Origin of the sequence: Streptomyces sp. CS113, assembly GCF_002188365.1 — a bacterium.
Classification (GTDB): Bacteria; Actinomycetota; Actinomycetes; order Streptomycetales; family Streptomycetaceae; genus Streptomyces; species Streptomyces tendae.
Genome location: NZ_KZ195574.1, coordinates 7,769,945 through 7,796,344, shown reverse-complemented (window position 1 = coordinate 7,796,344; position 26,400 = coordinate 7,769,945). Strand labels below are relative to the sequence as shown.

Annotated in this window: 23 protein-coding genes; 12 read left to right on the top strand and 11 right to left on the bottom strand. The window is 72.5% G+C overall.

The genetic code is table 11. From position 1 onward, the window contains the following. Positions 1 to 12: 12 nt before the first annotated feature. Complete coding sequence (locus B9W62_RS35165) at positions 13 to 756, bottom strand: SDR family oxidoreductase (protein ID WP_087810961.1); 744 nt, start codon at positions 754 to 756, stop codon at positions 13 to 15. 180 nt (positions 757 to 936) lie between these two features. Between B9W62_RS35165 and B9W62_RS35160 the strand changes: the two genes are divergently transcribed. Beyond that, entirely contained in the window at positions 937 to 1,344 is a 408-nt protein-coding gene (locus tag B9W62_RS35160; protein ID WP_087810960.1) for an OsmC family protein, read from the top strand. Positions 1,345 to 1,364: 20 nt separating this feature from the next. Here B9W62_RS35160 and B9W62_RS35155 read toward each other — a convergent pair whose 3' ends face one another. From B9W62_RS35155 to B9W62_RS35135, 5 genes are all read right to left on the bottom strand, one after another. Next, positions 1,365 to 4,136, bottom strand: a complete 2,772-nt coding sequence (locus B9W62_RS35155) for an ATP-binding protein (RefSeq protein ID WP_087810959.1) — start codon at positions 4,134 to 4,136, stop codon at positions 1,365 to 1,367. A gap of 234 nt (positions 4,137 to 4,370) precedes the next feature. After that, positions 4,371 to 4,712, bottom strand: coding sequence for a hypothetical protein (locus tag B9W62_RS35150; RefSeq protein ID WP_087810958.1), 342 nt, complete (start codon positions 4,710 to 4,712; stop codon positions 4,371 to 4,373). A 105-nt stretch (positions 4,713 to 4,817) separates the two neighbouring features. After that, positions 4,818 to 5,537 carry an alpha/beta fold hydrolase gene (locus B9W62_RS35145; protein ID WP_087810957.1) on the bottom strand — a complete coding sequence of 240 codons (720 nt, stop codon included), beginning with the start codon at positions 5,535 to 5,537 and terminating at the stop codon, positions 4,818 to 4,820. Between the two features lie 18 nt (positions 5,538 to 5,555). Continuing rightward, entirely contained in the window at positions 5,556 to 6,506 is a 951-nt protein-coding gene (locus B9W62_RS35140; RefSeq protein ID WP_087810955.1) for an alpha/beta hydrolase, read from the bottom strand. A gap of 98 nt (positions 6,507 to 6,604) precedes the next feature. After that, on the bottom strand, positions 6,605 to 7,393 hold the full coding sequence (locus B9W62_RS35135) for a DUF427 domain-containing protein (protein ID WP_087810954.1): 789 nt from the start codon (positions 7,391 to 7,393) through the stop codon (positions 6,605 to 6,607). A gap of 304 nt (positions 7,394 to 7,697) precedes the next feature. Here B9W62_RS35135 and B9W62_RS35130 point away from each other — a divergent pair, with 304 nt between their 5' ends. The 3 genes from B9W62_RS35130 (at position 7,698) to B9W62_RS35120 (ending at position 10,360) form a co-directional block, all read left to right on the top strand. Beyond that, a complete protein-coding gene (locus B9W62_RS35130; RefSeq protein WP_003972014.1) occupies positions 7,698 to 8,168 on the top strand; it encodes a carboxymuconolactone decarboxylase family protein in 471 nt (156 codons plus the stop codon). 116 nt (positions 8,169 to 8,284) lie between these two features. Further along, a complete protein-coding gene (locus B9W62_RS35125; RefSeq protein ID WP_087810952.1) occupies positions 8,285 to 9,820 on the top strand; it encodes an MFS transporter in 1,536 nt (511 codons plus the stop codon). A gap of 45 nt (positions 9,821 to 9,865) precedes the next feature. After that, positions 9,866 to 10,360: a cupin domain-containing protein gene (locus B9W62_RS35120; RefSeq protein WP_059296912.1), complete on the top strand. Its 495-nt coding sequence runs from the start codon at positions 9,866 to 9,868 to the stop codon at positions 10,358 to 10,360. 105 nt (positions 10,361 to 10,465) lie between these two features. Here the strand turns inward: B9W62_RS35120 and B9W62_RS35115 are convergent, their stop codons facing one another. Then, complete coding sequence (locus B9W62_RS35115; RefSeq protein WP_087810951.1) at positions 10,466 to 10,918, bottom strand: cupin domain-containing protein; 453 nt, start codon at positions 10,916 to 10,918, stop codon at positions 10,466 to 10,468. A gap of 279 nt (positions 10,919 to 11,197) precedes the next feature. Here B9W62_RS35115 and B9W62_RS35110 point away from each other — a divergent pair, with 279 nt between their 5' ends. From B9W62_RS35110 to B9W62_RS35100, 3 genes are all read left to right on the top strand, one after another. Beyond that, positions 11,198 to 11,938, top strand: coding sequence for an SDR family oxidoreductase (locus tag B9W62_RS35110; RefSeq protein ID WP_087810950.1), 741 nt, complete (start codon positions 11,198 to 11,200; stop codon positions 11,936 to 11,938). A gap of 115 nt (positions 11,939 to 12,053) precedes the next feature. Beyond that, positions 12,054 to 14,741 (top strand): pyruvate dehydrogenase (acetyl-transferring), homodimeric type, encoded by a 2,688-nt coding sequence (aceE, locus tag B9W62_RS35105; RefSeq protein ID WP_087810949.1) that lies wholly within the window; start codon positions 12,054 to 12,056, stop codon positions 14,739 to 14,741. Between the two features lie 108 nt (positions 14,742 to 14,849). Beyond that, positions 14,850 to 16,157, top strand: coding sequence for a 2-oxo acid dehydrogenase subunit E2 (locus tag B9W62_RS35100; protein ID WP_087810948.1), 1,308 nt, complete (start codon positions 14,850 to 14,852; stop codon positions 16,155 to 16,157). Positions 16,158 to 16,248: 91 nt separating this feature from the next. Here the strand turns inward: B9W62_RS35100 and B9W62_RS35095 are convergent, their stop codons facing one another. The 4 genes from B9W62_RS35095 to B9W62_RS35080 all read right to left on the bottom strand — a co-directional run bounded on the left by B9W62_RS35095 (position 16,249) and on the right by B9W62_RS35080 (position 20,723). Beyond that, positions 16,249 to 16,740, bottom strand: a complete 492-nt coding sequence (locus B9W62_RS35095; protein WP_087810947.1) for a GNAT family N-acetyltransferase — start codon at positions 16,738 to 16,740, stop codon at positions 16,249 to 16,251. Between the two features lie 105 nt (positions 16,741 to 16,845). Further along, positions 16,846 to 17,688 (bottom strand): alpha/beta fold hydrolase, encoded by an 843-nt coding sequence (locus tag B9W62_RS35090; RefSeq protein WP_087810945.1) that lies wholly within the window; start codon positions 17,686 to 17,688, stop codon positions 16,846 to 16,848. Between the two features lie 137 nt (positions 17,689 to 17,825). Beyond that, the gene (locus B9W62_RS35085) at positions 17,826 to 19,445 is read right to left on the bottom strand and encodes a cytochrome bc1 complex cytochrome b subunit (RefSeq protein WP_087810944.1); all 1,620 of its coding nucleotides are present in this window, start codon (positions 19,443 to 19,445) and stop codon (positions 17,826 to 17,828) included. A 339-nt stretch (positions 19,446 to 19,784) separates the two neighbouring features. After that, on the bottom strand, positions 19,785 to 20,723 hold the full coding sequence (locus B9W62_RS35080; RefSeq protein ID WP_087810942.1) for a 2-hydroxyacid dehydrogenase: 939 nt from the start codon (positions 20,721 to 20,723) through the stop codon (positions 19,785 to 19,787). 179 nt (positions 20,724 to 20,902) lie between these two features. Here B9W62_RS35080 and B9W62_RS35075 point away from each other — a divergent pair, with 179 nt between their 5' ends. The 5 genes from B9W62_RS35075 to B9W62_RS35055 all read left to right on the top strand — a co-directional run bounded on the left by B9W62_RS35075 (position 20,903) and on the right by B9W62_RS35055 (position 26,399). Then, positions 20,903 to 21,667, top strand: a complete 765-nt coding sequence (locus B9W62_RS35075; protein WP_087810941.1) for a class I SAM-dependent methyltransferase — start codon at positions 20,903 to 20,905, stop codon at positions 21,665 to 21,667. Positions 21,668 to 21,814: 147 nt separating this feature from the next. Then, positions 21,815 to 23,077 carry an NAD(P)/FAD-dependent oxidoreductase gene (locus tag B9W62_RS35070; protein ID WP_087810939.1) on the top strand — a complete coding sequence of 421 codons (1,263 nt, stop codon included), beginning with the start codon at positions 21,815 to 21,817 and terminating at the stop codon, positions 23,075 to 23,077. Beyond that, positions 23,074 to 23,817 carry a PIG-L deacetylase family protein gene (locus B9W62_RS35065; protein WP_087810938.1) on the top strand — a complete coding sequence of 248 codons (744 nt, stop codon included), beginning with the start codon at positions 23,074 to 23,076 and terminating at the stop codon, positions 23,815 to 23,817. Before B9W62_RS35070 ends, B9W62_RS35065 begins: the two co-directional genes overlap by 4 nt. A gap of 90 nt (positions 23,818 to 23,907) precedes the next feature. After that, positions 23,908 to 25,008 (top strand): acyl-CoA synthetase family protein, encoded by a 1,101-nt coding sequence (locus B9W62_RS35060; protein WP_087810937.1) that lies wholly within the window; start codon positions 23,908 to 23,910, stop codon positions 25,006 to 25,008. Beyond that, on the top strand, positions 25,008 to 26,399 hold the full coding sequence (locus B9W62_RS35055) for an aldehyde dehydrogenase family protein (protein ID WP_087810936.1): 1,392 nt from the start codon (positions 25,008 to 25,010) through the stop codon (positions 26,397 to 26,399). Before B9W62_RS35060 ends, B9W62_RS35055 begins: the two co-directional genes overlap by 1 nt. The last annotated feature ends 1 nt before the right edge of the window (position 26,400 follow it).

Sequence of the window (26,400 nt, the reverse complement as noted above, 5' to 3'; positions counted from 1 at the left end):
CCCGACCGGGCGTCAGGCCACCCGGAGGGACGCCAGGTGGGCGTCGAAGGTCCGGCGGCCGCGCAGGTACTCCCCGCGTGGCAGCAGACCGCCCGTCGTCATGGCCTTGCCGACCTTGCCCGGGAGCGTCACCGGCACGACGAGGCGGCGTCGGCCCCGGGCACGCGCGATGCGACGCGCCATGTCCACCATCTCCAGCTGGTCGGGTCCCGCGATCTCGGGTGCCATGCCCGCCGGGCCCTCGACGGCGTGCTCGACGAGTGTCCGGGCGACGTCCTGGGCGGCGACGGGCCGCGTCAGCATCCTCGGCACCATGACCACCGGTGACGCGCTGTTCAGCAGCGGTTCCGGGAACTCGAAGAACTGGGTGGCGCGCACCACCGTCCACGGCAGGCCGGAGTCGCGGACCAGTTCCTCCTGGGCGCGCTTGCCGAAGTAGTACCCGAAGTCGACCTCGTCGCTGCCGACGATGGACAGGGTGACCATGTGCGCGACCCCGCCGGCGTGCGCGGCGGCGATCAGGTGGCCGGTCGTCCGGGAGAAGAAGTCGACGGCGGTCTTCCTTCTCGTGGTGACGATGTTCGCCACGTCGATCACCGCGTCGCTGCCGGAGAGTTTCGCGGCCAGACCCTCGCCGGTGGTGAGGTCCACACCGTGTGAACGGGCGAGGATCACGGGGGTGTGCCCGGTGTCCCGCAACTCCGCCACCACGTACTTGCCCACCAGACCGGTTCCTCCGGCCACGGCCACCCGCATGTGCTGCCTCTTCCCGCCGACATGGTTCGTGCGCTACACCCTGCTGACAGGACACACGCTTCTTCTGTGACACCCCCGCACGGGCGGAAGTGTCACACTCGCCCGCGCCGCTCGGTCACTGCGGAAGAGGGGGCTGACGGACTCCGTCCGGCCCCCGTACCCCGGCCGAGAGGAAGACCCATGATCACGCGCATCGTGACCGTCGCCGAAGGCGCCCGGCTCACCCGTTCCGTCTCGATCGGCACGCACCACCTGACCGCCGACGAGCCCGAGCCCGTCGGCGCCGACGAGGGCCCCACCCCGGGCGAGCTGCTGCTGGCCGCGCTGGGGTCCTGCACCTCCATGGCCGTGCGGGCCCTGGCGGACCGGCACGACTGGCCACTGGAGCGGATCGACGTGGCCGTGCGGTTCGGGAAGCAGGGTGACATCGTCAAGAACGTCGGGCTGACCGGCGACCTCGAGCCCGCTCAGCGCGAGCAGTTGCTGGCGGCGGCCGGGCGCTGTCCCGTCCACCGCCTGCTGGCCCGGGAGGCGAAGATCGTCACGGTGCCCGCGCTGCTGGCGGAACCGGAGGCGTCGCACGTCTGAGCCGGCCTTCGCCGCGCGGGTCAGGGCGCGGTCGCCATCGCCTCCAGCCGCACCGAGCCGATCTCCTTGCGGGAGGAGACGCCGAGTTTCGCGAAGACCTTGCGCAGATGCCATTCGACCGTGTGCGGGCTGAGAAAGAGCCGCGCGCCGATCTCCGGGTTGGTGAAGCCGCCCTGCACGAGCCGGGCGATCTCGACCTCCTTCGCGGTGAGGACCGCGGTCTGAGCCGTGGCGCGGCCGCGCACCTTGACGCCGACGGCGTTCAACTCGCGTCGGGCGCGTTCCGCGAACGCCTCGGCCCCGGCGGCGTCGAGCATCTCGTGTGCCTCACTCAGCCGGGTGCGCGCCTGCGCCCGTCGCCGTTCCAGGCGCAGCCACTCGCCGTGCCGAAGCCGTGCGCGGGCGCTGTCCATCCGGACCCCGGCCGTGTCGAGCCGCTCGATCGCCTCCCGGTGCAGGGCGTCGGCCGTCTCGCCCTCGCTCACCAGGGCGCGCGCCGCGGCGGACGTGCCGAGCGCCCAGGGGGTGCCACTGACCCGGGCCATCTCCTCGATCGCGCGCACGGCCCCGGCGGCCCGCTCGGTACGTCCGAGGCGCACGGCCGCTTCGACGAGTTCGACCCGGGACTGGAGGGACAGGCCCATCTCCTGCGGGTTCTCACAGCCCCGCTCGGCCGCGGCGTAGGCCTCCTCGTACCTGCCGAGGCCGTTGTAGAGGACGGCGGCGGCCCACTGGGTGGCCGTCGCCACCTTGCCCTCCCCGCGCAGGAGGCGGTCCTGGGTGAGGGTCTCGATGGCCTGCCGGGTGGCCGGCTCCCGCCCTCGGAAGGGCTCCAGGACGAGTGCGCCGTAGTGGGCGAAGAAGCTGCTGCCGGTGGCTTCGCCGATCGCGTTCGCCTCCACGGTCAGGGAGGCGGCACCGCGCAGGTCGCCGGCGAACACCCGGTTCGACAGGCGCAGCAGGAGGGCCGAGGGCAGTACGGCGAGCGCTCCGTTCGCGCGGGCCAGGTCGACCAGCCGCGCCGACAGCTCGGACCAGGCGGCGAAGTCCCAGGTGTTGTGGGCCATGCGGCACGCGAACGGCAGCCAGCCCAGGCCCTCCTCCCGGGAGAGTTCCCCGTCCCGGAACGCCGCCACGGCGTCCAGGAGGATCGGCGCGCCCACCGCGTAGCCCTCGGTCACCACCCGGGCGAGACCGGTCAGGAGGCGGGTCTCCCGGCTCTCGGTGCCGATGTGGCCCGGCGTGCTGAGCACCGCGTCGGCGACGTCCCGGACCCCGCCCGTGGCCAGTCGGCCCGCGGTCAGGGCCGCGTAGATCGCGTCCCGGTACGTCTGGTCGGCGAGTGCGGAGTCGAACGGCTGGAGCCGCTTCGCCGCTTCGAGCAGCAGCGGCAGTCCGGCGCTGGCGCTCTTGGCCGCCGACATGATCTGCCCGCGCAGCAACGTCGCGCGTCCGGCTCCGACCTCGTCGAGCGGGCTCAGCTCCGCCGCGTCGACCAGTTCCCTCGCGGTGTCGAAGGCGCCCGCCTGGTACTTCGCCCGCGCCGCGGCCAGTGCCCTGGCTCCGCGGCGCACCGGGTCGGGGGTCAGCGCGGTGGCCCGGTCCAGGAAGGCCGCCGCCGCGGCGACACCCCCGCGCGCGTGCGCCCGCCCGGCGGAGCCCTCCAGTTCGGCGGCGACGTTCTCGTCCGGGCCCGACGCGGCGCTGGCGAGGTGCCAGACACGGCGTTCGGGATAGAGCGTGGCGTCGATCGACTCGGCCAGGGCCGCGTGCACGCGCCGGCGCTCCTCGAACCCGACGGCGCGGTAGGCCGCGGAGCGCACCAGTGGGTGGCGGAAGCGGACCCAGGTGCCGAGGGTCAGCAGACCCGACGCCTCGGCTTCGGTCGCGGCACGGTCCACGTCGATGCCGAGGCGTTCGGCGGCGCTCCGCAGCAGGGAGACGTCGCCGACCGGTTCGGTGGCGGCGATGAGCAGCAACTGCTGCGTCTGCGCGGAGAGGGACCGGATACGGCGGAGGAAACCCGCCTCGATCTGGCTGGACAGGGGGCGGCTCTCCGGGGCGCCGAATCCGCCGGCCATCTCGAGGAGGGTCAGGCCGCGCGGCAGCTCCACCAGGGCCAGCGGGTTGCCGCGCGTCTCGGCGACGATGCGGTCGCGGACCCGCTGGTCGAGCGGGCCGGTGACGACCGAGTCGATGAGCTCTCGGGAATCGCGCTCGCCGAGTCCGCGCACGGCGAGCTCCGGAAGATCCGTGAACACCTCGCGGGAGCCGGACTCGCGGACGGCCAGGACCAGCAGGACGGGTTCGGCGAGCAGCCGTCGGGCGACGAACTCCAGCGTCTGGGCCGAGACGCGGTCCAGCCACTGCGCGTCGTCGACCATGCACAGCAACGGCTCGTCGCCGACGGCGGCGGCCAGCAGGCTCAACGTGGCCAGGCCGACCAGGAACCGGTCGGGAGCGTCACCGATCTGCATTCCGAATGCCGTGCGCAGGGCGTTGCGCTGCGGCTCGGGGAGACTGTCCAGGTGGGAGAGCAGAGGTGCGCAGAGCTGGTGCAGCCCGGCGTAGGAGAGCTCCATCTCGGACTGCACGCCGACCGCTCTGACGACGCGGCATCCGGTGGCCCGGTCGAGCAGGTGGTTCAGGAGCTCGGTCTTGCCGATGCCGGCCTCGCCGCGCACCACCAGCACTCCGCTGCGGCCCGCTCTGGCCTGCGCGAGGAGGTCGTCGAGGACCTTGCACTCGTCCTGCCGCCCGATGAGCTCGGTCCGTGCGCCGTCCCTCACCATGGCAGCCTCCCGGCTGTCACGATACCCCGGCGTTTCACTTTCTGTAGACCTGTCTCAAACTGATTGCCGAAGCTCGCGCGCAGGCGCTCGGAACCCTGGGGTACGGCGCCCCTGCCTGCGCCCGCCTCCGCCTTCTGCCGCGTGCCGGTCCTCCCGGCCTCGCGTTCCGGCCGGGTCCACTGGCCGGAAGCCGCCGCTACGGATCTCGCGGTGCCCCGGTGCCGCGTGGGCGGATCAGGTCATCGATCCCACGACGACCGCCGTGCACACGAAGATCGTCAGGCCGATCGCGGTCATGGCGATCATGGTGCCGCGCAGCCAGCGGCCGAACCGGAGGCGGTGCGCCGCCTCGGCCGCGCCGATGCGCTCCGCGATGTGCTCGGTCACCATGCGGGCGACGTACTTCTGTTCCTCCAGGTACCACCGCTCCAGGTCCATCCGCTGCCCGTGGGTCAGCCCGTCGGCCTTCGCCGTGAAGGCGGACACCCTTCGGCGAGCGGCGCTGAGGTGCGCCTCGCGGTACAGGAACGCCTGTAGGTCGGCCAGCCCGCGAGCGGCCTGCTTGCTCGTGTTCATGAGGTACTCCCGTGTCACTCCGGTGGGTCGTGACGCGGCGCCGCGGCGGGCGCGGTGCCGGTGGGCCGCCGCCGGTCCTCCCGGGGGCGGCGGCCCACCCTCCGCTCAGCCGGTCGCCTGCGCCGCCTCGTTGATCAGCCGGGCGACGTCGCCCGGACGGGACACGCTGACCGCGTGGGAAGCGGTGACGTGCACCACCGTGGCCTTCGCGCGCTCGGCCATGTACGTCTGCACCTGGGCCGGGATGTTGCGGTCGTCGGCGGCCACGAGGACCCAGGACGGGATGTCCTTCCACGCCGGCGCCGAGGCGCCCTCCGCGAGCGCGGCGTCGGCCACGGGCCGCTGGGTGGCCGCCATCACCGCCGTGGTCTCCTCCGGGACGTCGGCGGCGAACTGCTGGTGGAATATGCTCTGCTCGATGTAGAGGTCCGCGGCCCGGCCGCCGCCGGGGAGCGTGACCGGCACCGGGCGGAGCGTCTCCCCGAGGGTGCTGCCCGGGAACTTGCCGGACAGGTCGACCGCGCTCTCGCCTTCGTCCGGCAGGAACGCCGCGACGAACACGAGAGCCTTGACGTGGCCGAGTCCCTTCGCGGCGTTGCTGATGACCGAGCCGCCGTAGGAGTGCCCGGCGAGGACCACGGGCCCGTCGATGGACTCCAGGAGCTGTCTGACGTACGCGCTGTCCTCGGTCAGCCCGCGCAGCGGATTGCTCGCGGCCACCACCGGGTAGTCGTGCGAGCGGAGTTTCTGGACGACGCCGTTCCAGCTGGACGAGTCCGCGAACGCGCCGTGCACGAGGACGACGGTCGGCTTCTGTGCGCTCATGAGGGTGTCCTTTCCGGATCAGTCGGTGCCGAGGGCCTTGCGCAGAACGTGGATCGCCTGCTCGATCGCCGCGCTGGAGGCCTGCGTTCCGCGGACCGGGTTCAGCATCATGAAGTCGTGCAGGCTGGCGTTGTAGCGGACGCTCGTGGTCGGCACCCCGGCCTCGATCAGCTTGCGGGCGTACGCCTCGCCCTCGTCGCGCAGCACGTCGTTCTCGTCGACCACGACGAACGCGGGCGGCAGCCCCTGGAGGTCCTCCGGGGTGGCGCGCAGCGGCGAGGCCGTGATCTGGTCCCGCTCCGCCGGATTGGGGGCGTAGGCGTTCCAGAACCACTCCATGGCCTTCGCGGTCAGGTGCGGTCCGTGCGCGAAGAGCCGGTAGCTCTCGGTGTCCTGCCCGGCGTCGGTGACGGGGTAGTAGAGGGACTGGTGCAGGAACGTCACGTCACCGCGCCGCTTGGCCATGTGGGTGAGGGCGGCGCTCATGTTGCCGCCGACGGAGTCACCGGCGACGACCATGCGGGAGCCGTCCAGGCCTTCGTCGGCGCCCTTGGTGGTGACCCACTGGGCGGTGGCGTAGGCCTGCTCGATGGCGACGGGGTACTTCGCCTCCGGGGAGCGGTCGTACTCGACGAAGACCACGGCCGCCTCCGCGCCCACGGCCAGTTCCCGCACCAGACGGTCGTGGGTGCCCGCGTTCCCGAGGATCCAGCCGCCGCCGTGCACGTAGAGGACGACGGGGAGTACGCCGGTGGTGCCGGCGGGCTTGACGATGCGCACCCGCACGTCGCCGACCTCGACGGGCACGGTGATCCACTTCTCGTCCACGTCCGGCTTCTCCACCGGACCGGACTGGACGTCGTCGAGCAGCTTGCGGGCGCCCTCGACACCGAGTTCGTACAGCAGCGGCGGCTTGGCCGTGGCGTCGGCGAAGTCCTGCGCGGCGGGCTCGAGAACGATGTCGCTCATGGTCACTCCTTGCGGTGATGAGGCTTTTGGATGGCTTTCCACCTCATGAGACCGCGCGAGGAGTCGATGTGTGACGTGTCGAGCCCGCACAGATGTCGCTAGTCGGCGGCGACCCGGGTGGGGTCCACCGGCCTCGGCAGCAGGAAGCCGTCGACGTACAGATCGACGTGCTCGTTGTAGAACGCGGTCAGTCCGGCGATGCGGTTGGCGTGGATGGTCGGGAAGTCGTACGTCCAGGCGATGTCCTCGTGGGCGCCGGTGTCGCCGTCGAAGGACCAGTAGTCGCTCGTCGTTCCCTTGTAGGGGCACCGGGTCACCGTGTCGGAGTGCCGCAGCCGGGTCCAGTCGATGTTCATGGGGTCGAGGTAGTAGCGGGTCGGCAGACCGGTCTCGAACAGCTTCACGCAGCCGGAGGCTTCCGCCAGCACGACGCCGTCCACCTCGACCCGGACGGTGCTGCGCGAACGCAGCGCGTCCACCCGCGAGTACGGGCTGCGCGGATGGACGAAGACCGGCTCGTCCTCCTCGAACCAGGCGTCCAGCGCCTCCCATTCGAAGCGCACCGTGTCGCGCAGGGCTTCGGGGGCGCCCTCCCCCCAGACCCAGGCGGCCCCCGCGCGGACCTCCGGGCCGACCCGCAGGGTGTGGCGGTGCGCGGGCCCGGCGCCGAGCTGCTCGGCGTGCTTGTCGTCGTCGAGCACACCCTCCGCCAAGTCCTCGATCGGGATGCTGAACTGCGGGTACGCCTGCCACTCCCACACGTACAGCGCGCGGCGGGTGTCGAAGGCGACACGGCCCCCGACCATTCCCCGGATGCGGCGGGGAACGGGCTCGACGTGTCCGATCGGGACGATGAGACTGGGGTGCAGGACGCTCTCGGTAGCCATGGTGATCACCTTGGGGTTCGCTGATGGGGCGCTCGCCGTACCCGGGGCCCGGGAGTGCGGCGCCGACTCGGGCCGATGGGCCCGGTCCTCTTCCTCGATGCTAACCGCCCGCACCCGGCGACCACACCGAACGCGGGCCGCGATGCACTCTTCTTCACACGGTGTGCCCAGAGTCATGTCATGCCTGCGGACCGCGGGGCCGGGGAACGGAGGGTGCCGTGCGTGCGGGCGCATGCGGCTGTCACAGAACGCGCGGGCACCCGGTCAATGGTCCGTAACCGTTCCACCCTTGAGGAGATACGTCATGGACGCGCGCATCAACTACTTCGGCAACGCCCTCGCGGGCAAGGTCATGAAGCACCTGAATTCGGCCGGTGCGGCGGTCCAGGCCGCTCTGCCGGTCGCCACTCAGGAACTGGTGAAGATCCGGGCCAGCCAGATCAACGGCTGCGGCTTCTGCACGGACATGCACACCAAGGACGCCGCCGCGGCGGGCGAGGACCAGCAGCGACTGAACCTGGTCGCCGTGTGGCGCGAGGCCACGGTCTTCTCGGACGCCGAGCGCGCCGCCCTGGCGGTGACCGAGGAGGGGACCCGCATCGCGGACGCCTCCGGCGGTGTCTCGGACGAGGTGTGGGCCGAGGCCGCGAAGCACTACGACGAGGACCAGCTCGCCGCGCTGATCTCGCTGATCGCCGTCATCAACGCCTACAACCGGATCAACGTCATCAACCAGCAGCCCGCGGGCGGTTACAAGCCCGGCATGTTCGGCTGACGCAGCCTTTCCGGCCGCGCGGCAGCCCGGCCGGACGCGTGCCGTCCGTCGCCTGCTCACCCCGACCCCCGAGCAGGCGACGGACCGCTCGGGCCCACGCCACCCCAGGACTCGACATGAACCCCTCCCCCGCTCCCGAGAGCACCGCTTCCCTCCGCATCGCCGGCGCCCGTGGGCGGTGGACCCTGCTGGCCACCGTCCTGGGCTCGAGTGTCGTACTGCTCGGCTCGACCGTCACCAACATCGCGCTCCCGCGCATCGGCCAGGACTTCGACGCCGATCTCGGCGTCCTCCAGTGGACGGTGAACGCCTACATGCTGACCCTGGCGGGACTCATCCTGCTGGGCGGTTCCCTGGGCGACCGGTTCGGACGGCGCCGCATCTTCGTCCTGGGCCTGGTGTGGTTCGCGGTCGCCTCGCTGCTGTGCGCGGTGGCTCCGGACACCACCACGCTCATCGCCGCCCGGGCCCTCCAGGGCGTCGGGGGCGCGCTGCTCACGCCCGGGTCACTGGCGATCATCGAGGCCTCCTTCCATCCGGACGACCGGCCGCGCGCGATCGGCCTGTGGTCCGGCTTCGGCGGCATCGGCGCCGCCCTGGGGCCGTTCGTGGGCGGGTGGCTGGTGGACGGGCCCGGCTGGCGCTGGACCTTCGTGCTGAGCGCCGTCCCGGCGCTGCTGTGCGTCCCCGTCGCCCTGCGCCATGTTCCGGAGTCCGTGGGCGCACCGCGCAAGGAAGCGGTGCCCACGGCCGGCGCGAGGGCCCGGCGCGGGGTCGGCTTCGACGTGCCGGGCGCCGTCCTGGGAGCTCTGGCCCTGGCGCTGGTCACCTACGCGCTGACGGAGGCGCGCGACGGCGGGACCGTGGCCGTCGCCGCGGCCGTCGGCGGTGTCGTCGCGGGGGCCGCGTTCCTCCGCGTCGAACGGCGCAGCGGCGACCCCATGATGCCGCTGGCGATCTTCTCCTCCCGGCAGTTCACCGCCGTCAACGTGATCACCCTGTGCGTCTACGCGGGGACGGGCGGGTTCTTCTTCCTGACCGCGCTGCAACTCCAGATCGTCGTCGGGTACTCGGCGCTGGCCGCGGGGGCGGCGATGCTGCCGAACACCGTGCTGATGCTGCTGTTCTCGTCCCACGCCGGGACGCTCGCCCAGCGGCTGGGGCCGCGGGCCCCGCTCACCGTCGGCCCGCTGGTGTGCGGAGCGGGCATGCTGCTGATGCTGCGGGTCGGTCCGGGCGCGTCCTACGTCCAGGACATCCTCCCGGCCCTCCTGGTGATGGGCGCCGGCATGGTCGTCATGGTCGCCCCCCTGACCGTGACCCTGCTCGCCTCGGTGGACGCCTCGAACGCCGGGCTGGCCAGCGGCATCAACAACGCCGCGGCCCGGGCGGCGGGGCTGGTGTCCGTCGCGGCGCTCCCGCTGCTGGTCGGGATGGGGCCGGAGGCCTACCGGTCGGACGCGGCCTTCGACGCCTCCTTCGGCCGGGCCATGCCGCTGTGCGCGCTCCTGCTCGCCGTCGGCGCGTCGGTCGCCCTTCTCACGCTGCGACGGTCCGCCACCGCCCCTCGTCCGGCGCACGGGCACACCCACGGCTGGCTGACGGAACCGCCGCTGGTGTCCCGCTTCGCCCATCATCAAGCCGTCGAATGACAACCGGCGCCGCGCGCGGCGTTTGCCGTACGAAAGGAACCAGACATGTCGTACCCGTACCCGGAGCAGAAGTACTGGGGTGAGGACGGCGAGGTCAGCGCCGTCTTCCGGCCGGCCACCACACCGCCGAACCTGGGTGAGAGCGGCACCGGAAAGGACGCCACCCACTATCTGGCCACCACGGCCACCACACGGGGCGAGTTCGGGCTGTACCGGGTCGAGATGCGGCCCCGGGCGGGCGGCCCGAAGACCCATTTCCACAAGCGGATCTCGGAGTCCTTCTTCATCCTGGACGGGACCGTGCGCGTCTTCGACGGTGTGCAGTGGGTCGACGCCCGCAAGGGTGACTTCCTGCACGTCCCCCAGGGCGGGCTGCACGCCTTCCGCAACGACTCCGACGCACCGGCCGACATGCTGCTGCTGTTCACCCCGGGCGCCCCGCGCGAGGAGTACTTCGAGCAGGTCTCCCAGTTGGGGCACGCTTCCGAGGAGGAGCGTGCCGCGTTCTTCGACCGGCACGACTCGTACTTCGTGGAGTAGGAGCGGGAGCCTTGGTACCGCGCGACGACGGGGCCCCGCATCCGTGACCTCCCGGCCTGGCCGGTGTCACGGGTGCGGGGCCCCGTCGTGCGTGCCCGACCGGGGTCAGGCGGTGGGCCGGGGGGCGCGCAGGTGGGCGCGCTCCTTCAGCTCGGCCTCGTCGACCAGTTCGAGCATGGGCTTGCCGGGCGCGCACATCATCGTGACGACGAACTCCGTCTTCTCGTCGCTGAGCGCGTTGCCGTCCTGGTAGTGGATGGCGTCGCCGCCCGGCTCCCAGAAGGTGCCGCCGGCCTCGACGACACGCTCGGGCTCACCCTCCAGTTCGAAGCGGACGGCGCCCTTGATGACGTAGCCGAACGCCGGGCCGGAGTGGCGGTGCGGCGGGGTGCCGGGGTCGCCGGGCTCCCACTCGACGTGGATGGTCATCGCCGAGGCGCCCTCGGGGACGACGATCGGCGAGGCGTCCTGGAGCATCTTCGCCGCGCGGGTCCAGCTCGGACCGTCCGCGTCGCCGGTTCCGTGTCCGTGGTGGGCGTGCTGTGCATTCTCCGACATCGAGTCGCACCTTCCGTGGTTCCCCCGTGACCGGGCGGCACATCGTCCGCCGTCACGGGGTGGTCTCCGGTCGTGATGACCGCTCGCCCTCCTGACCGGACACCGTGCGGGTCTGTGACACCGCGCCACGGCCGGCCGGGTACGCGCCCCGGCCGCACGGTGTCACACGAAGGACTCGCGGTCTGTCTAGGTGAGACGGGCACGTTGGCACTTCGGCATCCGCCACCGTCCGCCCGGAACACCCAGCGGGGTCATCGGCCCCCGACGGAGGAGACGCAGATGAGAGTCGTCGTTGCAGGTGCCACCGGACTGATCGGTTCCCGGACCGTCGCACGGCTCCGGGACCACGGGGTGGAGGTCGTCCCCGTGTCGCGCGGGGAAGGAGTCGACGTCAGCACCGGCCAGGGCCTGGACCGGGCGCTGCGCGGCGCCGAGGTGGTCGTGGACGTCACCGACGCGCCCTCCCGGCGGCAGGAGACCAGCACCGCGTTCTTCACCACCGCGACGGGCAACGTCCTCAAGGCGGCCGCCGCCGCGGGCGTCGAGCACTACGTGGCGCTGTCGGTGGTGGGCGCCGACCGGATCGGCTCGGGCTACTTCCAGGCCAAGGCGGCGCAGGAGGACCTGGCACGGAACACCACCGTGCCGTACTCCGTGGTGCGCGCCACACCGTTCCACGAGTCCGTGGAGGCCGCCGCCGCGGCCGGCACCCGGCCCGACGGCGTACACGTGCCGCCGCTGTCGCTGCGGCCCGTCTCGGCGGACGACGTCGCCGCGGCCGTCGCCCATGTCGCGGTCGGGCTCCCCCAGTTCGGCGTGGTCGAGACCGCCGGGCCCGAGGAGCTCCGGCTGGAGGACCTCACGGCCGAGGTGCTCGGTTTCCTCGGCCGGCCCGGCCCGGTGATCACCGACCCGCGGGCGCCGTTCTTCGGCGCGGTGCTCGAGGAGCGGGCCCTGCTTCCCGGCCCGGACGCCCGGTTGGGCCATCACACGTTCTCTCAGTGGCTCAAGAGCCGCTAACCCGCCGGACGGCGCTGCCCGTCGCCCGGATCTCCCCCTCAGACCTGTCGCCCCGCGACACCCACCGTGTCCGCGGCCGGTGTCGCCGACACCACGCCGTGAAAAGAAGGCTGCCATGAGTGAACCCTCCCGGCCGACCGAGAACCCTGTGATCAGCGAGCTGGACCAGCTGCCCGACCGCGACCGCGAGGAGACCGCCGAGTGGCGGGCCTCCCTCGACGCCGTCGTGCGCAACGCGGGGCCGGAACGGGCGGTGTACCTGATGCGGCGAGTGCACGAGTTCGCCGCGAGTACGGGCATGTCCCTGCCGGGGCTGCTGCACTCGGACTACATCAACACCGTCCCGGCCGCCGCGCAGCCGGAGTTCGACGGCGACCTGGAGATGGAGACCAGGATCACCGCGCTCAACCGGTGGAACGCGGCGGCGATGGTCACCCGCGGCGCGCGCCTCGGGCTGGGCGGTCACATCTCGACCTACGCCTCGGCGGCCTGGCTCTACGAGATCGGCTTCCACCACTTCTTCCGGGGCAAGGACGGCGACGGCTCCGGCGACCAGCTCTTCGTCCAGGGACACGCTTCCCCCGGCATCTACGCCCGGGTCTTCCTGGAGGGGCGGCTGAGCGAGAGCCAGCTGGACGCCTTCCGCCGGGAGGCCGGTGGTCATGGACTGCCGTCCTATCCGCACCCCCGGCGGCTGCCTTGGCTGTGGGAGTTCCCGACGGTCTCCATGGGACTTGGCCCCCTCGGCGCCGTCTACCAGGCCCGCTTCAACCGCTATCTGCACGCCCGCGGCATCAAGGACACCTCCGCCTCACGGGTGTGGGCGTTCCTGGGCGACGGGGAGATGGACGAGCCGGAGTCGACGGCCGCCCTGACCCTCGCCTCCCGCGAGAACCTGGACAATTTGACGTTCGTCATCAACTGCAACCTCCAACGCCTGGACGGCCCGGTACGGTCCAACTCGAAGATCGTCCAGGAACTGGAGGCACGGTTCCGGGGCGCGGGCTGGAACGTGGTCAAGACGCTCTGGGGCGAGGCCTGGGACCCGCTGCTGGCGCAGGACACCACCGGCGACCTGGTACGGCGCCTGGGCGAGGTGCCCGACGCCCAGATGCAGACGCTCGCCGCGCGGGACGCGGCCTACATACGCAAGCACTTCTTCACGGGTGACGCCCTGTCGGCGCTCTCCGCCTCCCTGAGCGACGCGCGGGTGGTCGACCTGTTCGAGAACTCGCGTGGTGGACACGAGCCGTTGAAGGTGTACGCCGCCTACCGGGCCGCCGTGGAGCACCGGGGCGCCCCGACGGTGGTCCTCGCCCAGACGGTGAAGGGCCACACGCTGGGCCCGGCGTTCGAGTCGCGCAACGCCAACCACCAGATGAAGAAGCTCACGATGGAGCAGTTCCGGGCCATGCGCGACCTGCTGGAGCTGCCCATCCCCGACAGCGCGCTCGCCGGCGACCAGGTGCCGTTCTGGCACCCCGGGCAGGACTCGCCCGAGGTGCGGTACCTGCGCGAACGCCGGGCCGCGCTGGGCGGGCCCGCACCCGTGCGCCGGGTGGTCGCCAAGCCGCTGCCGGAACCGCCGGCCAAGCCCTTCGAGGACCTGGAGAAGGGGTCCGGCCACCAGGAGATGGCCACCACGATGGCACTGGTCCGGCTGGTCAAGGACCTGATGCGCGACCCGCGCAGCGGGGCCCGCTGGGTGCCGATCGTCCCCGACGAGGCGCGCACCTTCGGCATGGAGTCGATGTTCCCCACCGCCGGCATCTACTCGCCGCAGGGGCAGAACTACGACCCGGTCGACGCGGACCAACTGCTCCACTACCTGGAGAGCACGACCGGGCAGCTGCTCATCGAGGGCATCACCGAGGCCGGTTCCGTCGCCGAGTTCGCCGCCGCCGCGACGTCGTACGCCACGCACGGCGAACCCATGATCCCCTTCTACATCTTCTACGCCATGTTCGGCTTCCAGCGGACCGGCGACCAGTTCTGGGCGCTCGGCGACCAGATGGGCCGCGGCTTCGTGGTCGGCGGCACCGCCGGGCGCACGACGATGACCGGCGAGGGCCTCCAGCACGGGGACGGACACTCGCACCTGCTCGCCGCCACCAATCCGGCGGCCGTCAGCTACGACCCGGCGTTCGCCTACGAGATCGCGGTCATCGTCCGGGACGGTCTGCGCCGCATGTACGGCGAGCAGTCCGAGAACGTCTTCTACTACCTGACCGTGTACAACGAGCCCAAGCACCAGCCCGCCATGCCGCCGGTCCCCGGCATCGAAGAAGGCATCGTCCGGGGCATCTACCGGTACCGGCCCGCCGAGGCGCCCGCGGCCGGACCCCGGATCCAGCTGCTCGCCTCCGGTACGGCGATCCACTGGGTCCTGCGCGCACAGGAACTCCTCGCCTCCGACTGGGGCGTGCACGCCGACGTGTGGTCGGTGACGTCCTGGACGGAGCTGCGCCGGGACGCGATGCGTGCCGACGACGCCGGGACGCGGGGCGAGGAACGCACCCCGTTCGTCACCCGGGCCCTGTCGGGGGCGCCGGGGCCGGTGCTGGCCGTCAGCGACTGGATGCGGCAGGTGCCCGACCAGATCAGCCAGTGGGTCGAGCAGGACTACTACTCCCTGGGCACCGACGGCTTCGGGCTGTCCGACACCCGTGAGGACGTGCGCCGCTACTTCCGGGTGGACGCCGAGTCGGTCATGGTGACCGCACTGGACCGGCTGGCCCGGGCGGGGCAGGTGCCGCCGGAGACCGTCGCGCGAGCCCGCGCGCAGTACGGCCTCGAGCGCTGAGCCCCCGTACGAGGCGCCCCTACCGCCCGCGTCGTCCGACGCGGGCCGTGCACGACAGGTACGGCGGGGCCACGCGCCCCGCCGTTCCGTGAGGAGTTGAACGTCATCATGACCGTTTCCGTGACCCTGCCGGCTCTCGGCGAGTCCGTCACCGAGGGCACCGTGACCCGCTGGCTGAAGCAGGTCGGTGACCCCGTCGAGGCCGACGAGCCCTTGCTGGAGGTGTCGACCGACAAGGTGGACACCGAGATCCCCTCCCCGGCCGCCGGCGTCCTGCTGGAGATCCTCGCCGCCGAGGACGAGACCGTCGAGGTCGGTGCCGGCCTCGGCATCATCGGCTCCCCGGACGCGACCCCGGCGGCCCCGGCGGCCCCGGCCGCACCTGCGCCCCCACCCGCGCCCTCGGCACCGGCGCCCGCTGCCAACCCGGCACCGGCACCCGCTCCCACTCCGGCACCCGCTCCGGCACCGGCACCGGCACCGACTCCCACTCCGGCTCCGGCTCCGGCTCCGGCTCCGGCTCCGGCTCCGGCTCCGGCCGAGCCTTTCGTGCCGCCTGTCGCGGCCGCCGTTCCGGCTCCGCCCGTGCCCGCGCCCTCGCCCGCGTCTCCGCAGGCACCGGCACCGGCACCCGCACCCGCACCCGCACCAGTGGGCGCCGCCCCGGTGGAGGACGCGTCCTCGCTCCGCGGCCGCACGGTCCCGATGACCCGTATCCGCCGGGCCATCGGCAACAACCTCAAGAAGGCGCTGCTGGAGCAGGCGCAGCTCACCTCGACGGTCGAGGCCGACGTCACCCGGCTGATGCGCCTGCGGAACCGGTCGAAGGACGGGTTCCTGGCCCGGGAGGGCCTCAAGCTCTCCCCCATGCCCTTCTTCGTCAAGGCAGCCGCCCAGGCGCTGAAGGCGCATCCGGTGGTCAACGCCCGGATCAACGAGGACGAGGGGACCATCACCTACTTCGACACCGAGAACGTCGGGATCGCGGTCGACACGGACGCCGGTCTGATGACCCCGGTCGTCAAGGCGGCCGGTGACCTCACCGTCGCCGGGCTCGCCCGGGCCGTCCACGATCTCGCCGACCGGGCCCGCGGTGGTCACCTGACCCCGGACGACGTGTCGGGCGCGACCTTCACGATCTCCAACACCGGTTCGCGCGGCGCGCTGTTCGACACCGTCATCGTGCCGCCGAACCAGGCCGCGATCCTCGGTGTGGGCGCCACGGTCAGGAGGCCGGGGGTCGTGCGCGTCGGTGACGAGGAGATCATCGGCGTCCGGGACCTGGTGCACCTGTCGCTGTCGTACGACCACCGGCTGGTGGACGGGGCGGACGCGGCCCGCTACCTGACGGCGGTCAAGGCGCTCCTGGAGTCGGCGGCGTTCGAGGACGACCTGTACCCCTACGCCGCTGCGTGAACGAGGAAAGCCGGTGCGGGCGATGCCCGCACCGGCTTTTTCCGTCGGCGGCGCAGGCCGCGGACGCGGTGTGTGAAGGTACCCGCACGCGTTACTGACGGGGGACGGACGCGTGGGCCGTCAGGTCGTGGACCTGGACCCGTGCGGTGACGGCGCCGCCCTCCTCCGTGCGCTGTACGGGAACGGGCGCGTGGCGCAGCATGGCGTCGATCCGCTCGTCGCCGGCCAGGAAGAGGCCGTAGAGCGTCGTCCAGCCGCCGGCCCGCGCGTGTTCGCCCAGGTGCTGGAGCAGGCGGGTCCCGAGTCCGCGGCCCTGCCAGGAGTCCTCGACCAGCAGCGCCGCCTCGGCGGCCGTGTGGTCCGGCATCAGGTGACCCACGGCGACGATGCGTCCGGTCGCGCCCACGGCCGCCAGATGTACCGAACCGGGGCGGGACAGCAGAATGGGCACATACGTGCGAGGGTCGGCCATCGCCCGGTGGTAGCGGCTCCACAGGGTCTGCGGCGAGCAGCGGCGGTGCATCGCCACGGTGCGAGCGAGCTGATCGGGGCCTATCGGGATGATCCGCGGTTCGCGGCGCATGAGTCCGTCCTTGGGCGGCCGCGAACCGGTGCGCGACACGCACACGGCGCGGGGTCGGAAAAGGGCCGGTGGCGAACCACCGGCCCTTCGATCACCGGTGCGCGCTCAGCGCACCGAACGGGCGGCGTCCTCGATGACGCCGGTGACCTTTCCCGGCTGCGAGACGCTGACCGCGTGGGACGACCGCACCTCCGTGGTGTGGGCACCGGCCCGCCGGGCCATGAACTCCTGGGTCGCGGCCGGGATGTTGCGGTCCTGGGTGGCGACCAGGACCCAGGAGGGAATGGTCTTCCAGGCCGGTTCGGCCGCTGCCTCGCCCAGGGCCGCCTCGGTGACCGGTCGTTGGGTGACGGTCATGAGGTCGGTCTTGTTGCGCGGCACATCGGCCGCGAACTGCTGGCGGAACTTGTCGTTCTGGATGTACAGGTCGGTGCCGGCGGAACCGTCGGCGTTCGTCACCGGCACGGGGCGCAGCGCGTCAGCGAGGGTGCTGCCGGGGAACCGCTCGGACAGGTCGCCCGCGCTCTCGCCCTTCTCGGGGAGGAAGGCGGCGAGGTACACCAGCGCCTTGACGTTCTTGTTGCCGGTGGCGGCGTTGCTGATGACCGAACCGCCGTACGAGTGACCGGCGAGCACGACGGGTCCGTCGATGCCGGCCAGGACGTCCTTGAGGTAGGCGGAGTCGCCGCTCAGGGAGCGCAGCGGGTTGGCGACGGCGACGACCGGATAGCCGTCGTGCCGCAGCCTGTCGATGACGCCGTTCCAGCTCGTGGAGTCGGCGAACGCACCGTGGACCAGCACGACGGTGGGCTTGTGGCCGCGGTCGGCGGGGCCCTTGTCGGCGGAGGCCGGGGCGATCGTGGTGGCGAGCAGGCCTGCGGCGACGCCGGCGCCGGCCAGGACGGTCATCGTCGTATGGGTCCGGCTGGTGCGGAAGGTGCGGTTCATGTCTGATGCCTTTCGGGCGGGATCGTGATCGGTGGGTGCGGCACGTTGTGTCGCCTTTTCACCTTTGAGACCGGAAACCAACCAAATGCGTGACATGGTGTGAAAATGGTCTCCGCCGGTGTGTGTCGTCTCGCGGTTCAGGACCCGTGCCGACCGGTGATCTCCTCGTGCTCGGTCGCCGTGGGCTTGGGGATCTGTGTGCCGGGGCCGTAGAGGAAGCCGCTGAGTCCGGTGCGCAGGCGCTGGGTGCCGCGGGCCACGGCACCGTCCCCGTCGCGCGGGGGTACGGCGTCCAGGGGCCGGTGCTGCTCGTGCGAGGTCAGGGTGTGCAGTCGGGCCGGGTCGAGGGGCTCGTGGACCTCGACGTACTCGCCGTGCGGCAGGCGCTTGATGACGCCGGTCTCCCGGCCGTGCAGCACCAGGTCGCGGTCCTTGCGCTGGAGTGCCAGCGCCACGCGCTTGGTGACGACGAAGGCCAGGACCGGGACGACGAAGAGGCCGACGCGAACGGCCCAGGTCACGTCGTTGACGGACATGTGCAGGCGGGTGGCGATGATGTCGTTGGCGGCACCGATCAGGGCCACCGCGTAGACACTGAGCCAGGCCACGCCGAGGGCGGTACGCACCGGGCGGTTGCGGGGACGGTCGAGCAGGTGGTGCTCGCTGTCGTCGTCCGTGACCCAGGCCTCGAGGAACGGATAGGCCCCCATGGCCAGGAAGAGCAGCATCCCGGCCAGCAGCGGCAGCAAGTTGTCCAGCGCCAGGGTGTGGCCCCAGAAGTCGATCTCCCAGCCGGGCATGACGCGCAGCAGTCCGTCGGCGACGCCCATGTACCAGTCGGGCTGGGACCCGGCGGAGACCTGGTCGGGACGGAAGGGGCCGTAGTCCCAGACGGGGTTGATCTCGGCGACGGCGGCCATGAAGAAGATCACGCCGGCCACGAAGAAGAAGTAGCCCGCGGCCTTCACGGCGTACACCTTGGCCGGAAGACCGACGACGTTGTCGCGGGTACGGCCGGGTCCGGGATACTGCGCGGGCCGGTGGCGCAGGGCCAGGACCACGTAGGCCGCGATGAGGACGACCATGAGCGCGGGGATGACCAGGACGTGCAGGGTGTTGAAGCGGGCGATCAGGTCGTCGCCGGGGAACTCACCGCCGAAGAGGAAGAACGACAGATAGGTCCCGACGACGGGGATCGACAGGATCGTGCCGTTCACGACCTGGAGGCCGGTGCCGGACAGCAGGTCGCCCGGCAGGTCGTAGCCGGTCAGGCCTCCGAACATCGCCAGGACGAGCAGTCCGAACCCCAGCACCCAGTTCAGCTCCCGCGGCTTGCGGAACGCGCCGGTGAAGAAGACCCGCAGCATGTGGGCGAGGAGGGCGGCGACGAAGACCAGGGCCGCCCAGTGGTGGGCCTGGCGGACGAGCAGGCCGCCGCGGACGTCGAAGGAGATGTGCAGGGTCGAGTCGAAGGCCTCGGACACCAACTGCCCGCGCAGGGGGGCGTAGTCGCCCTGGTAGACCACGAGTTCGGAGGAAGGGTGGAAGTAGAGGCTCAGATAGACACCGGTGATCAGCAGGATCACGAAACTGTAGAGCGCGATCTCACCGAGCATCAACGACCAGTGGTCGGGGAAGACCAGGCGCCGGACGGAGCGCGCGACGGGGCGGCGGCCCAGCCGGCTGTCGGCCCATCGGGCGAGTCTGTCCCCCGTGCGCTCCTGCTCCGGCTCCACCGGCCGGCTGTCGTGGCCCATCTCTTCACCCTTCGTTTCTGCGTCACCCGCGGCTCACCGGCGCCGCGGTGGCGGGCTCCGCCGTGGATCCGCGGCACTGGCCCGGCGCGAGGGCTTCCGACCGCCGCGCGGCTGTGGTGGGGGGTGGGGGGACGCCCCCGCGGATCGCCCGCCGGGAAGACCGTCGGCACCCGTATGGCGCGACGAATCCGACTCGTCCGACGCTGTGCTGTTCGGCATGATTCGTGTACCGCTGTCGTCACCATGACCGGCGAGCCGGTGCGGGTGTGACATGCGCGGTGCCCCCGGGCAGGACGGCGGCGGGACGGCCCCGGCGTGGCTGACACCGGGGCCCGGGCGTCATCGGGACACGACGTTCTCCAGCTCCTCACCTGCGGCGAAACGGATCAGCTGGTGCCGGATGAGCTGTTCGAGACGGGGCCACAGGGCCGCCGTGAACGCGCCGACGTGCGGCGTGATCAGCACGCCGGGCGTCTCCCGCAGCAGATGGCCCGGCGGGAGCGGCTCGGGGTCGGTCACGTCGAGCGCGGCCCGCAGCCTGCCTCCGTGGGTCTCCTTGAGCAGGGCGTCGGTGTCGACGACGGCCCCGCGCGCCACGTTGACGAGCAGGGCGCCGTCCTTCATGCGGGCCAGCATGCCCGCGTCGAAGAGCTGACGGGTCTGCGGGGTCAGCGGGACGGACAGCACGACGACATCGGCGTCGCTCACGAGCCGGGGCAGGTGTGCGGCGGAGCGGACGGGGCCCCGGGGCGCGTCCCGGTCCGCGCCGGCCACACGGGTCACCGCACATCCGAAGGGCACCAGGAGCTCCTCCAGCGCGGAGCCGACGGCGCCGTAGCCGACGATGAGCACGGACCGCCCGTACAGGGACGGGAAGACCTCCGGTCGCCACGCCCCGCCGTCCTGGGCGCGGACCGACTCCGGTATGCCGCGCAGCGAGGCGAGGATCAGGGTCAGGGCCAGTTCGGCGGTGCTCGGTGCGGGAGCCGCGCCCGCGTTGCACAGGGTCACCGGGCGAGGCAGCCGGTCCAGCTCCGCGCGCAGTTCGTCCGTGCCGGAACTCAGGGCCTGCACCGCACGCAGCCGTGTCATGTGGGGCAGGGGACTGCTGATGACATCGATGTCCTTGGTCAGCGGCGGGGCGTAGAACTCCACCTCCGACGGGTCCGACGGGAAGGCCGAACGGCCGTCCCAGCGTACGTACTCCAGTCCCGGCGGCAGGTCGGTGAGCTCGGCGAACTGGGCGGGCAGCCATACCTGCGGGGTTCTCACGGTCATGACGGCGTGTTCTGCTTTCCCTCCGGGTTCCGCGAGTCGGAACCAGAGAACTGACTGCGTGTGCCATGCACTTGTGACAGCCCGTCTCCGTGACGGGCATCACCTCGGATCCGCCCGGACCGGCCCCCTCGCGAGGCACCCGCTGTCACACGTCCGGCTCACACGTTGTCTAGCTGGACATGCACCCCGTCATCACCGGAGCACCCGTGTCCCGGCCGGACCCGGACTCCTACGCCGTGACCGCCGAGTTCTACGACATCCTCCAGGCCGACCGGGACGCGGCACGCGTTCGCGAGCTCTACTGCCGGCATGTCGCGCGGGCCCGTCTCGGTGTGCTGGACATCGGGGCCGGGACCGGCCGGATCACGCTGATGAGCCTGGCCGAGTCCGCGGTCGACGTGCACGCGGTGGAGCCCGCGCGAGCCATGCGCACGTCCCTGCTCACCCGCCTCGCCACCCTGCCCGCGCGTCAGCGCGGGCGCGTGACCGTGCACCCGCACACCCTGGACGAGGCGGCGCTGTACGCGGCCGCGGACGTCGCCGTGTGCCACAACACGGTCGCCTGCCTCCCCCCGGCCGCGCGGGACGCGCTGTGGCCCGCGATCCACGCGGCTCTGGCCCCGGGGGGCACGCTCCTCCTGGAGCCGCCGCCCGCGCTGCCGCCCCCTCGCGACGTCGTGCGCCGCCTGCCGGAGCAGCGGGTCGGCGCGCACGTGTACGGCGGACGCATGACGATGTCCGCTGCGGGATACCGCATCCACACCCGTGTCGACTACTGGGTGCGCAGCGGACGGCATGTGCTGCGGGAGCACACGGAGTCGTTCTGGATGTGGCCCGCCTCGCGCACACGGATCATCGACGACCTGGCGCGGCACGGCTTCGTCCCTGCGCCGGGGCACGACGATCCGCGTGTTCTGGCCGTGACGCGGCCACCCCACCGGTGAACCGGCGGGCGGGACGGGCGCCGAACTCCGGGAGCACGGGGCCGGGCGGGCCCGTGCCACGGTGTCACAACGCGTGTCGTCGCCCGGTCTGAAAGGTGACCGGACCACTCGGTCCGGGTGCGCCTCACAGACTGGGACGGGTATCTCATGCCGCGTGCGAAGACGTTCGTGATCGTCGGGGGCGGTCTGGCCGCCGGCAAGGCCGCGGAGGAATTGCGCGAGCACGGCCACGACGGGCCGCTCGTCGTCATCGGGGACGAGCGGGAACGGCCGTACATCCGGCCACCGCTGTCCAAGGGCTACCTGCTGGGCAAGGAGGACCGCGAGTCCATCCACGTGCACCCCGAGAGCTGGTACCGGGAGCACGACGTCGATCTGGTCCTGGGCACGAGCGTGACGTCCGTCGACGCGCATGACCGGGCGGTGACGCTGGACGACGGCCGTCGCGTGCCCTACGCCGGTCTGCTGCTGGCCACCGGTTCCTCGCCGCGCCGCCTGTCGGTGCCGGGCGCGGACCTGGAGGGCGTGCTGTACCTGCGGCGCGTGGGCGACAGCGAGCGCCTCAAGGAGGCGTTCACCGAAGGCGCCCGGGTCGTGGTGGTCGGCGGCGGATGGATCGGGCTGGAGACGGCGGCGGCGGCCCGGGCGGCCGGCGCGGAGGTAACCGTGCTGGAGCGCGGTGAGCTGCCCCTGCTGAAGGTCCTGGGCCGGGAGGCGGCCGAGGTCTTCGCCGCTCTGCACCGGGACCACGGTGTGGACCTGCGTCCCCATGCCCAGATCGAGGCCGTCACCGGCACCGGGGGCCGCGTCGACGGGGTCCGGCTCGCCGACGGCACCCACCTGCCCGCGGACGCCGTGGTCGTGGGCGTCGGCATCACGCCCAACGTCCGCCTGGCCGAGGAGGCGGGCCTCGAGGTGCGCAACGGCATCGTGACGGACGCCCGTCTGCGGACCTCCGCCGCCGGTGTCCACGCCGCCGGTGACGTCGCCAACGCCTACCACCCCCGGCTCGGCCGGCACCTGCGCGTGGAGCACTGGGCCAACGCGCTGCACCAGCCCCGTACCGCCGCGCTGAGCATGCTCGGCCAGGACGCGGTGTACGACCGGCTGCCGTACTTCTACACCGACCAGTACGACCTCGGCATGGAGTACACCGGGTACGCCGAACCGGGCGGCTACGACCGCGTCGTCTTCCGCGGGTCGCGCGAGGAGCGGCGGTTCCTGGCGTTCTGGATGTCCGGCGACCGGGTGCTGGCGGGGATGAGCGTCAACCTGTGGGACGTCATCGGGACGATCCGCGCCCTGATCGAGTCGGGCGCGGAGACGGACGACGCCGCCCTCGCCGACCCCTCGGTCCCGCTGGAGAGCCTGCTTCCCCCGCACGCGCGGCCGACGGGGGACCAGGCGTGACCGGCAGCGCTCCCGCGCCGCTGCGCCCGATGCCGGACGACTGGCGGCGGGCCCTGGCCGTGGTGGCCCACCCCGACGACCTCGAGTACGGGTGCTCGGCGGCCGTGGCCTCCTGGGTGGCCGACGGCAGGGAGGTCACGTACCTGCTCGCCACCCGCGGTGAGGCCGGCATCGACACCCTGGATCCCGGACGGGCCGGCCCCCTGCGGGAGGCGGAACAGCGGGCCGCCGCCGCGGCGGTCGGTGTCCGCGCGGTGGAGTTCCTGGACCACCGGGACGGTGTGATCGAGTACGGCGTGTCCCTGCGCCGCGACATCGCCGCCGCCGTACGGCGTCACCGGCCGGAACTGGTGATCACCCTGAACCACCGGGACACCTGGGCCGCCGGGGCCTGGAACACCCCGGACCACGTGGCGGTGGGGCGCGCCGTGCTGGACGCGGCGGCGGACGCGGGCAACCGGTGGATCTTCCCGGAACTGGCCGAACAGGGGCTGCCGCCCTGGAACGGCGTCCGCTGGGTGGCCGTCGCCAACTCACCGGCGCCGTCCCACGCCGTGTCCGCCGAGCCGGGCTTCGAACAGGGCGTCCAGTCCCTGCTGCGGCACCGGACCTACCTCGAAGCCCTGACCGAGGAGGACCCCGAGACGTACGCGCGCCGCTTCCTGGGCGAGAGCACCGGCGTCCACCGCGCACGGTTCGACGGCGCTCCCGCCGTCGCCTTCGAACTGTTCAGCCGATGACCGGGCGCCCGCGGGCCCCCTACGCCTCTCGCCGCCGTCGCGACTCCCCCATCCGCACGGGCCGGTGCCCGTGCCGAGGAAGGACCCCTCATGATGTACGACTCCCCCGCCGTCCTGGACGCCGGACCGTCCGACGGCGTGGATCCGGACGCGTTCGTGCGCGCCGCCGTGCGCTGGCACTTCGACCCGGAGACCGGCTCCCGCTACTGGCTGGACCGGGCCGAACGGCTCGCCTTCGATCCGCGCCGGGACGTCAAGGGCGTGGACGACCTCGCACTCTTCCCCGACCTGAGCGACGAACTGCGCCAGGTCCCGGTGGCGGACCTGATCCCCCGGGGTTACGGCGGCGACGCCCGGCTGCTCAACGTCTTCGACAGCGGCGGGACGACCGGGGCGCCCAAGCGGGTCGTCCAGCTCGACGACTGGATGCGGCACAGCACCGCACAGGTCGACCGGCGGCTGCGGGAGCACGGCCTGCCCGTCGGTGCCCAGTGGCTGACCGTCGCGCCGACGGGTCCGCATCTGGTGGGGGACGTGCTGCAACGGGCGGCGGCCTCGCTCGGCGGCCCGGGACTGAGCATCGACATGGACCCCCGGTGGGTGCGGAAGCTGATCGCCACCGGCCGCGCCGACGAGGTCGAGGCCTACACCGACCACCTCGTCGAACAGTGCCGGCGGATCCTGCTGACCCAGGACATCGGTGTGCTGGCCGCCACCACACCCCTGCTGGAGCGCTTCGCCCGCGAGGAAGACCTCCTGGAACGGATCAACGGTTCGGTCCGGGCCATCGTCTGGGGCGGCACCCACATGGACCCCGACACCCGTCACCTGCTGGCCACGGAGGTCTTCCCCGAGGTGCCGCTGATCGGCATGTACGGCAACACCATGATGCTCACGGCGCTGCTCGAACGCCCCGGTCTCGACGCCTCGCAGCCCTGCGTCTTCGACCCGGTGTCGCCGTACGTGTTCCTCTCGGTCGTCGACCCCGCCACCGGGGAGCGCGTCGCGGTGGGCGAGCGCGGCCAGGTGATCGTCAGCCACGTCAGCAAGTCGATGCTCATTCCCCACAACGCCGAGCGCGACACGGCCGTGCGCGTCCGGCCCGTGGGCGGCCACGCGGGCGACGCCGTGGCGGACGTGGCGCCGGTGCCCACGGTGAAGGGCGAGACCGTGATCGAGGGCGTGTACTGATGGCCGCCGCCGATGCCGCCGAGCCGGTGTACCTGGACGCCCTCGGCCCCCGCGGTCCCTACCGCACCCGTGTCCCGGACACCGTGACGGATGTGTCCGGTGCCGAGGTGGCGCGGCTGAGTCTGGTGCCGCCGGTGTACGTCGACCGGGCGCTGGCCGCGCTGCGCAAGGCCGCACCGGTCCCGGCGGACGGCCTGGACGCGCTGCTGGCAGCGGCCGCCGAGGAGTTCGCCACTGGCACCGTCGGCGGGCTGGGCGTGCGCGAGTACGAGTACCTGGTCAGCCGCACCTCCGGTACCCCGCTGACCGTGGTGCGCGACGCGACCCGCGGCACGGCGAGGTTCGTCGCCCGCGCCCGGGCCTCCGCCGAGCAGGGCAGGCCGCGCGGCACGGTCCGGGAGCGCCCGGACCCCGTTCTCGGGGCCGGGCACGCCGTGTGGGCCCGCCGGGGCGAGGTGTTCGCCGTCAACGCCTCCGGCAATCATCCGGGGGTCCACCGGCTGTGGCTGGAGGCGCTGGCCCTCGGCTACCGCGTGGCCGTGCGGCCGTCGCGGCGCGAGCCGTTCACCCCGCACCGCCTGGTCGGCGCGCTGCACCGGGCGGGCGTCGGCCAGGACCGGCTGGCGCTGCTGCCCACGGACCACCGGACCGCGCAGACGCTGATCCGCGGCGCCGACCGTGCGGTGGTGTACGGCGGTGACGACGTCGTCGCCCGCTACGCCCACGACGCCCGGGTGCTGCCCCAGGGGCCCGGCCGGACGAAGATCCTCGTCACGGCGGACACGGACTGGCGGGAGCACCTGGACACGATCGTCGCCTCCGTCGCCGACGAGGCCGGCACCGCGTGCGTCAACGCCACCGCCGTCCTCGTCGAGGGCGACCCGGCACCGCTCGCGGAGGCCCTCGCGGCGCGCCTGTCCCAACTCCCCGGTCTGCCGCCCCAGGACACCCGGGCGGTTCTCCCGGTGTGCCCGCTGGACCGGGCCCTGGCCGTCGACTCCTACCTGAGGTCGGTGGCGGCGGGGACCCGCGCCTGGCTCGGCGGTGACGGCGTCGTCGACGACCTCGGGGACGGGAGCGCCGTCCTGCGGCCGGCCGTCCATCAGGTCGCCGACGCGGGTGCCCCGCAGCTGGGGACCGAACTCCCCTTCCCCTGCGTGTGGGTGGCGCCCTGGAGCCGCACGGACGGAATCGCCCCGCTGCGCGGGACACTCGTGCTCTCGGTCCTCTCCCGCGACCGTGCGCTGCTCGACACGCTGGTGGCGGAACCCTCCATCGCCAACGTGTACGCCGGTGACCACCCGACGTACTGGATGGCTCCGGGAGTGCCCCACGACGGCTACCTGTCGGACTTCCTGATGCGCGGCAAGGCCGTGGTCGGGATCGGGTGAC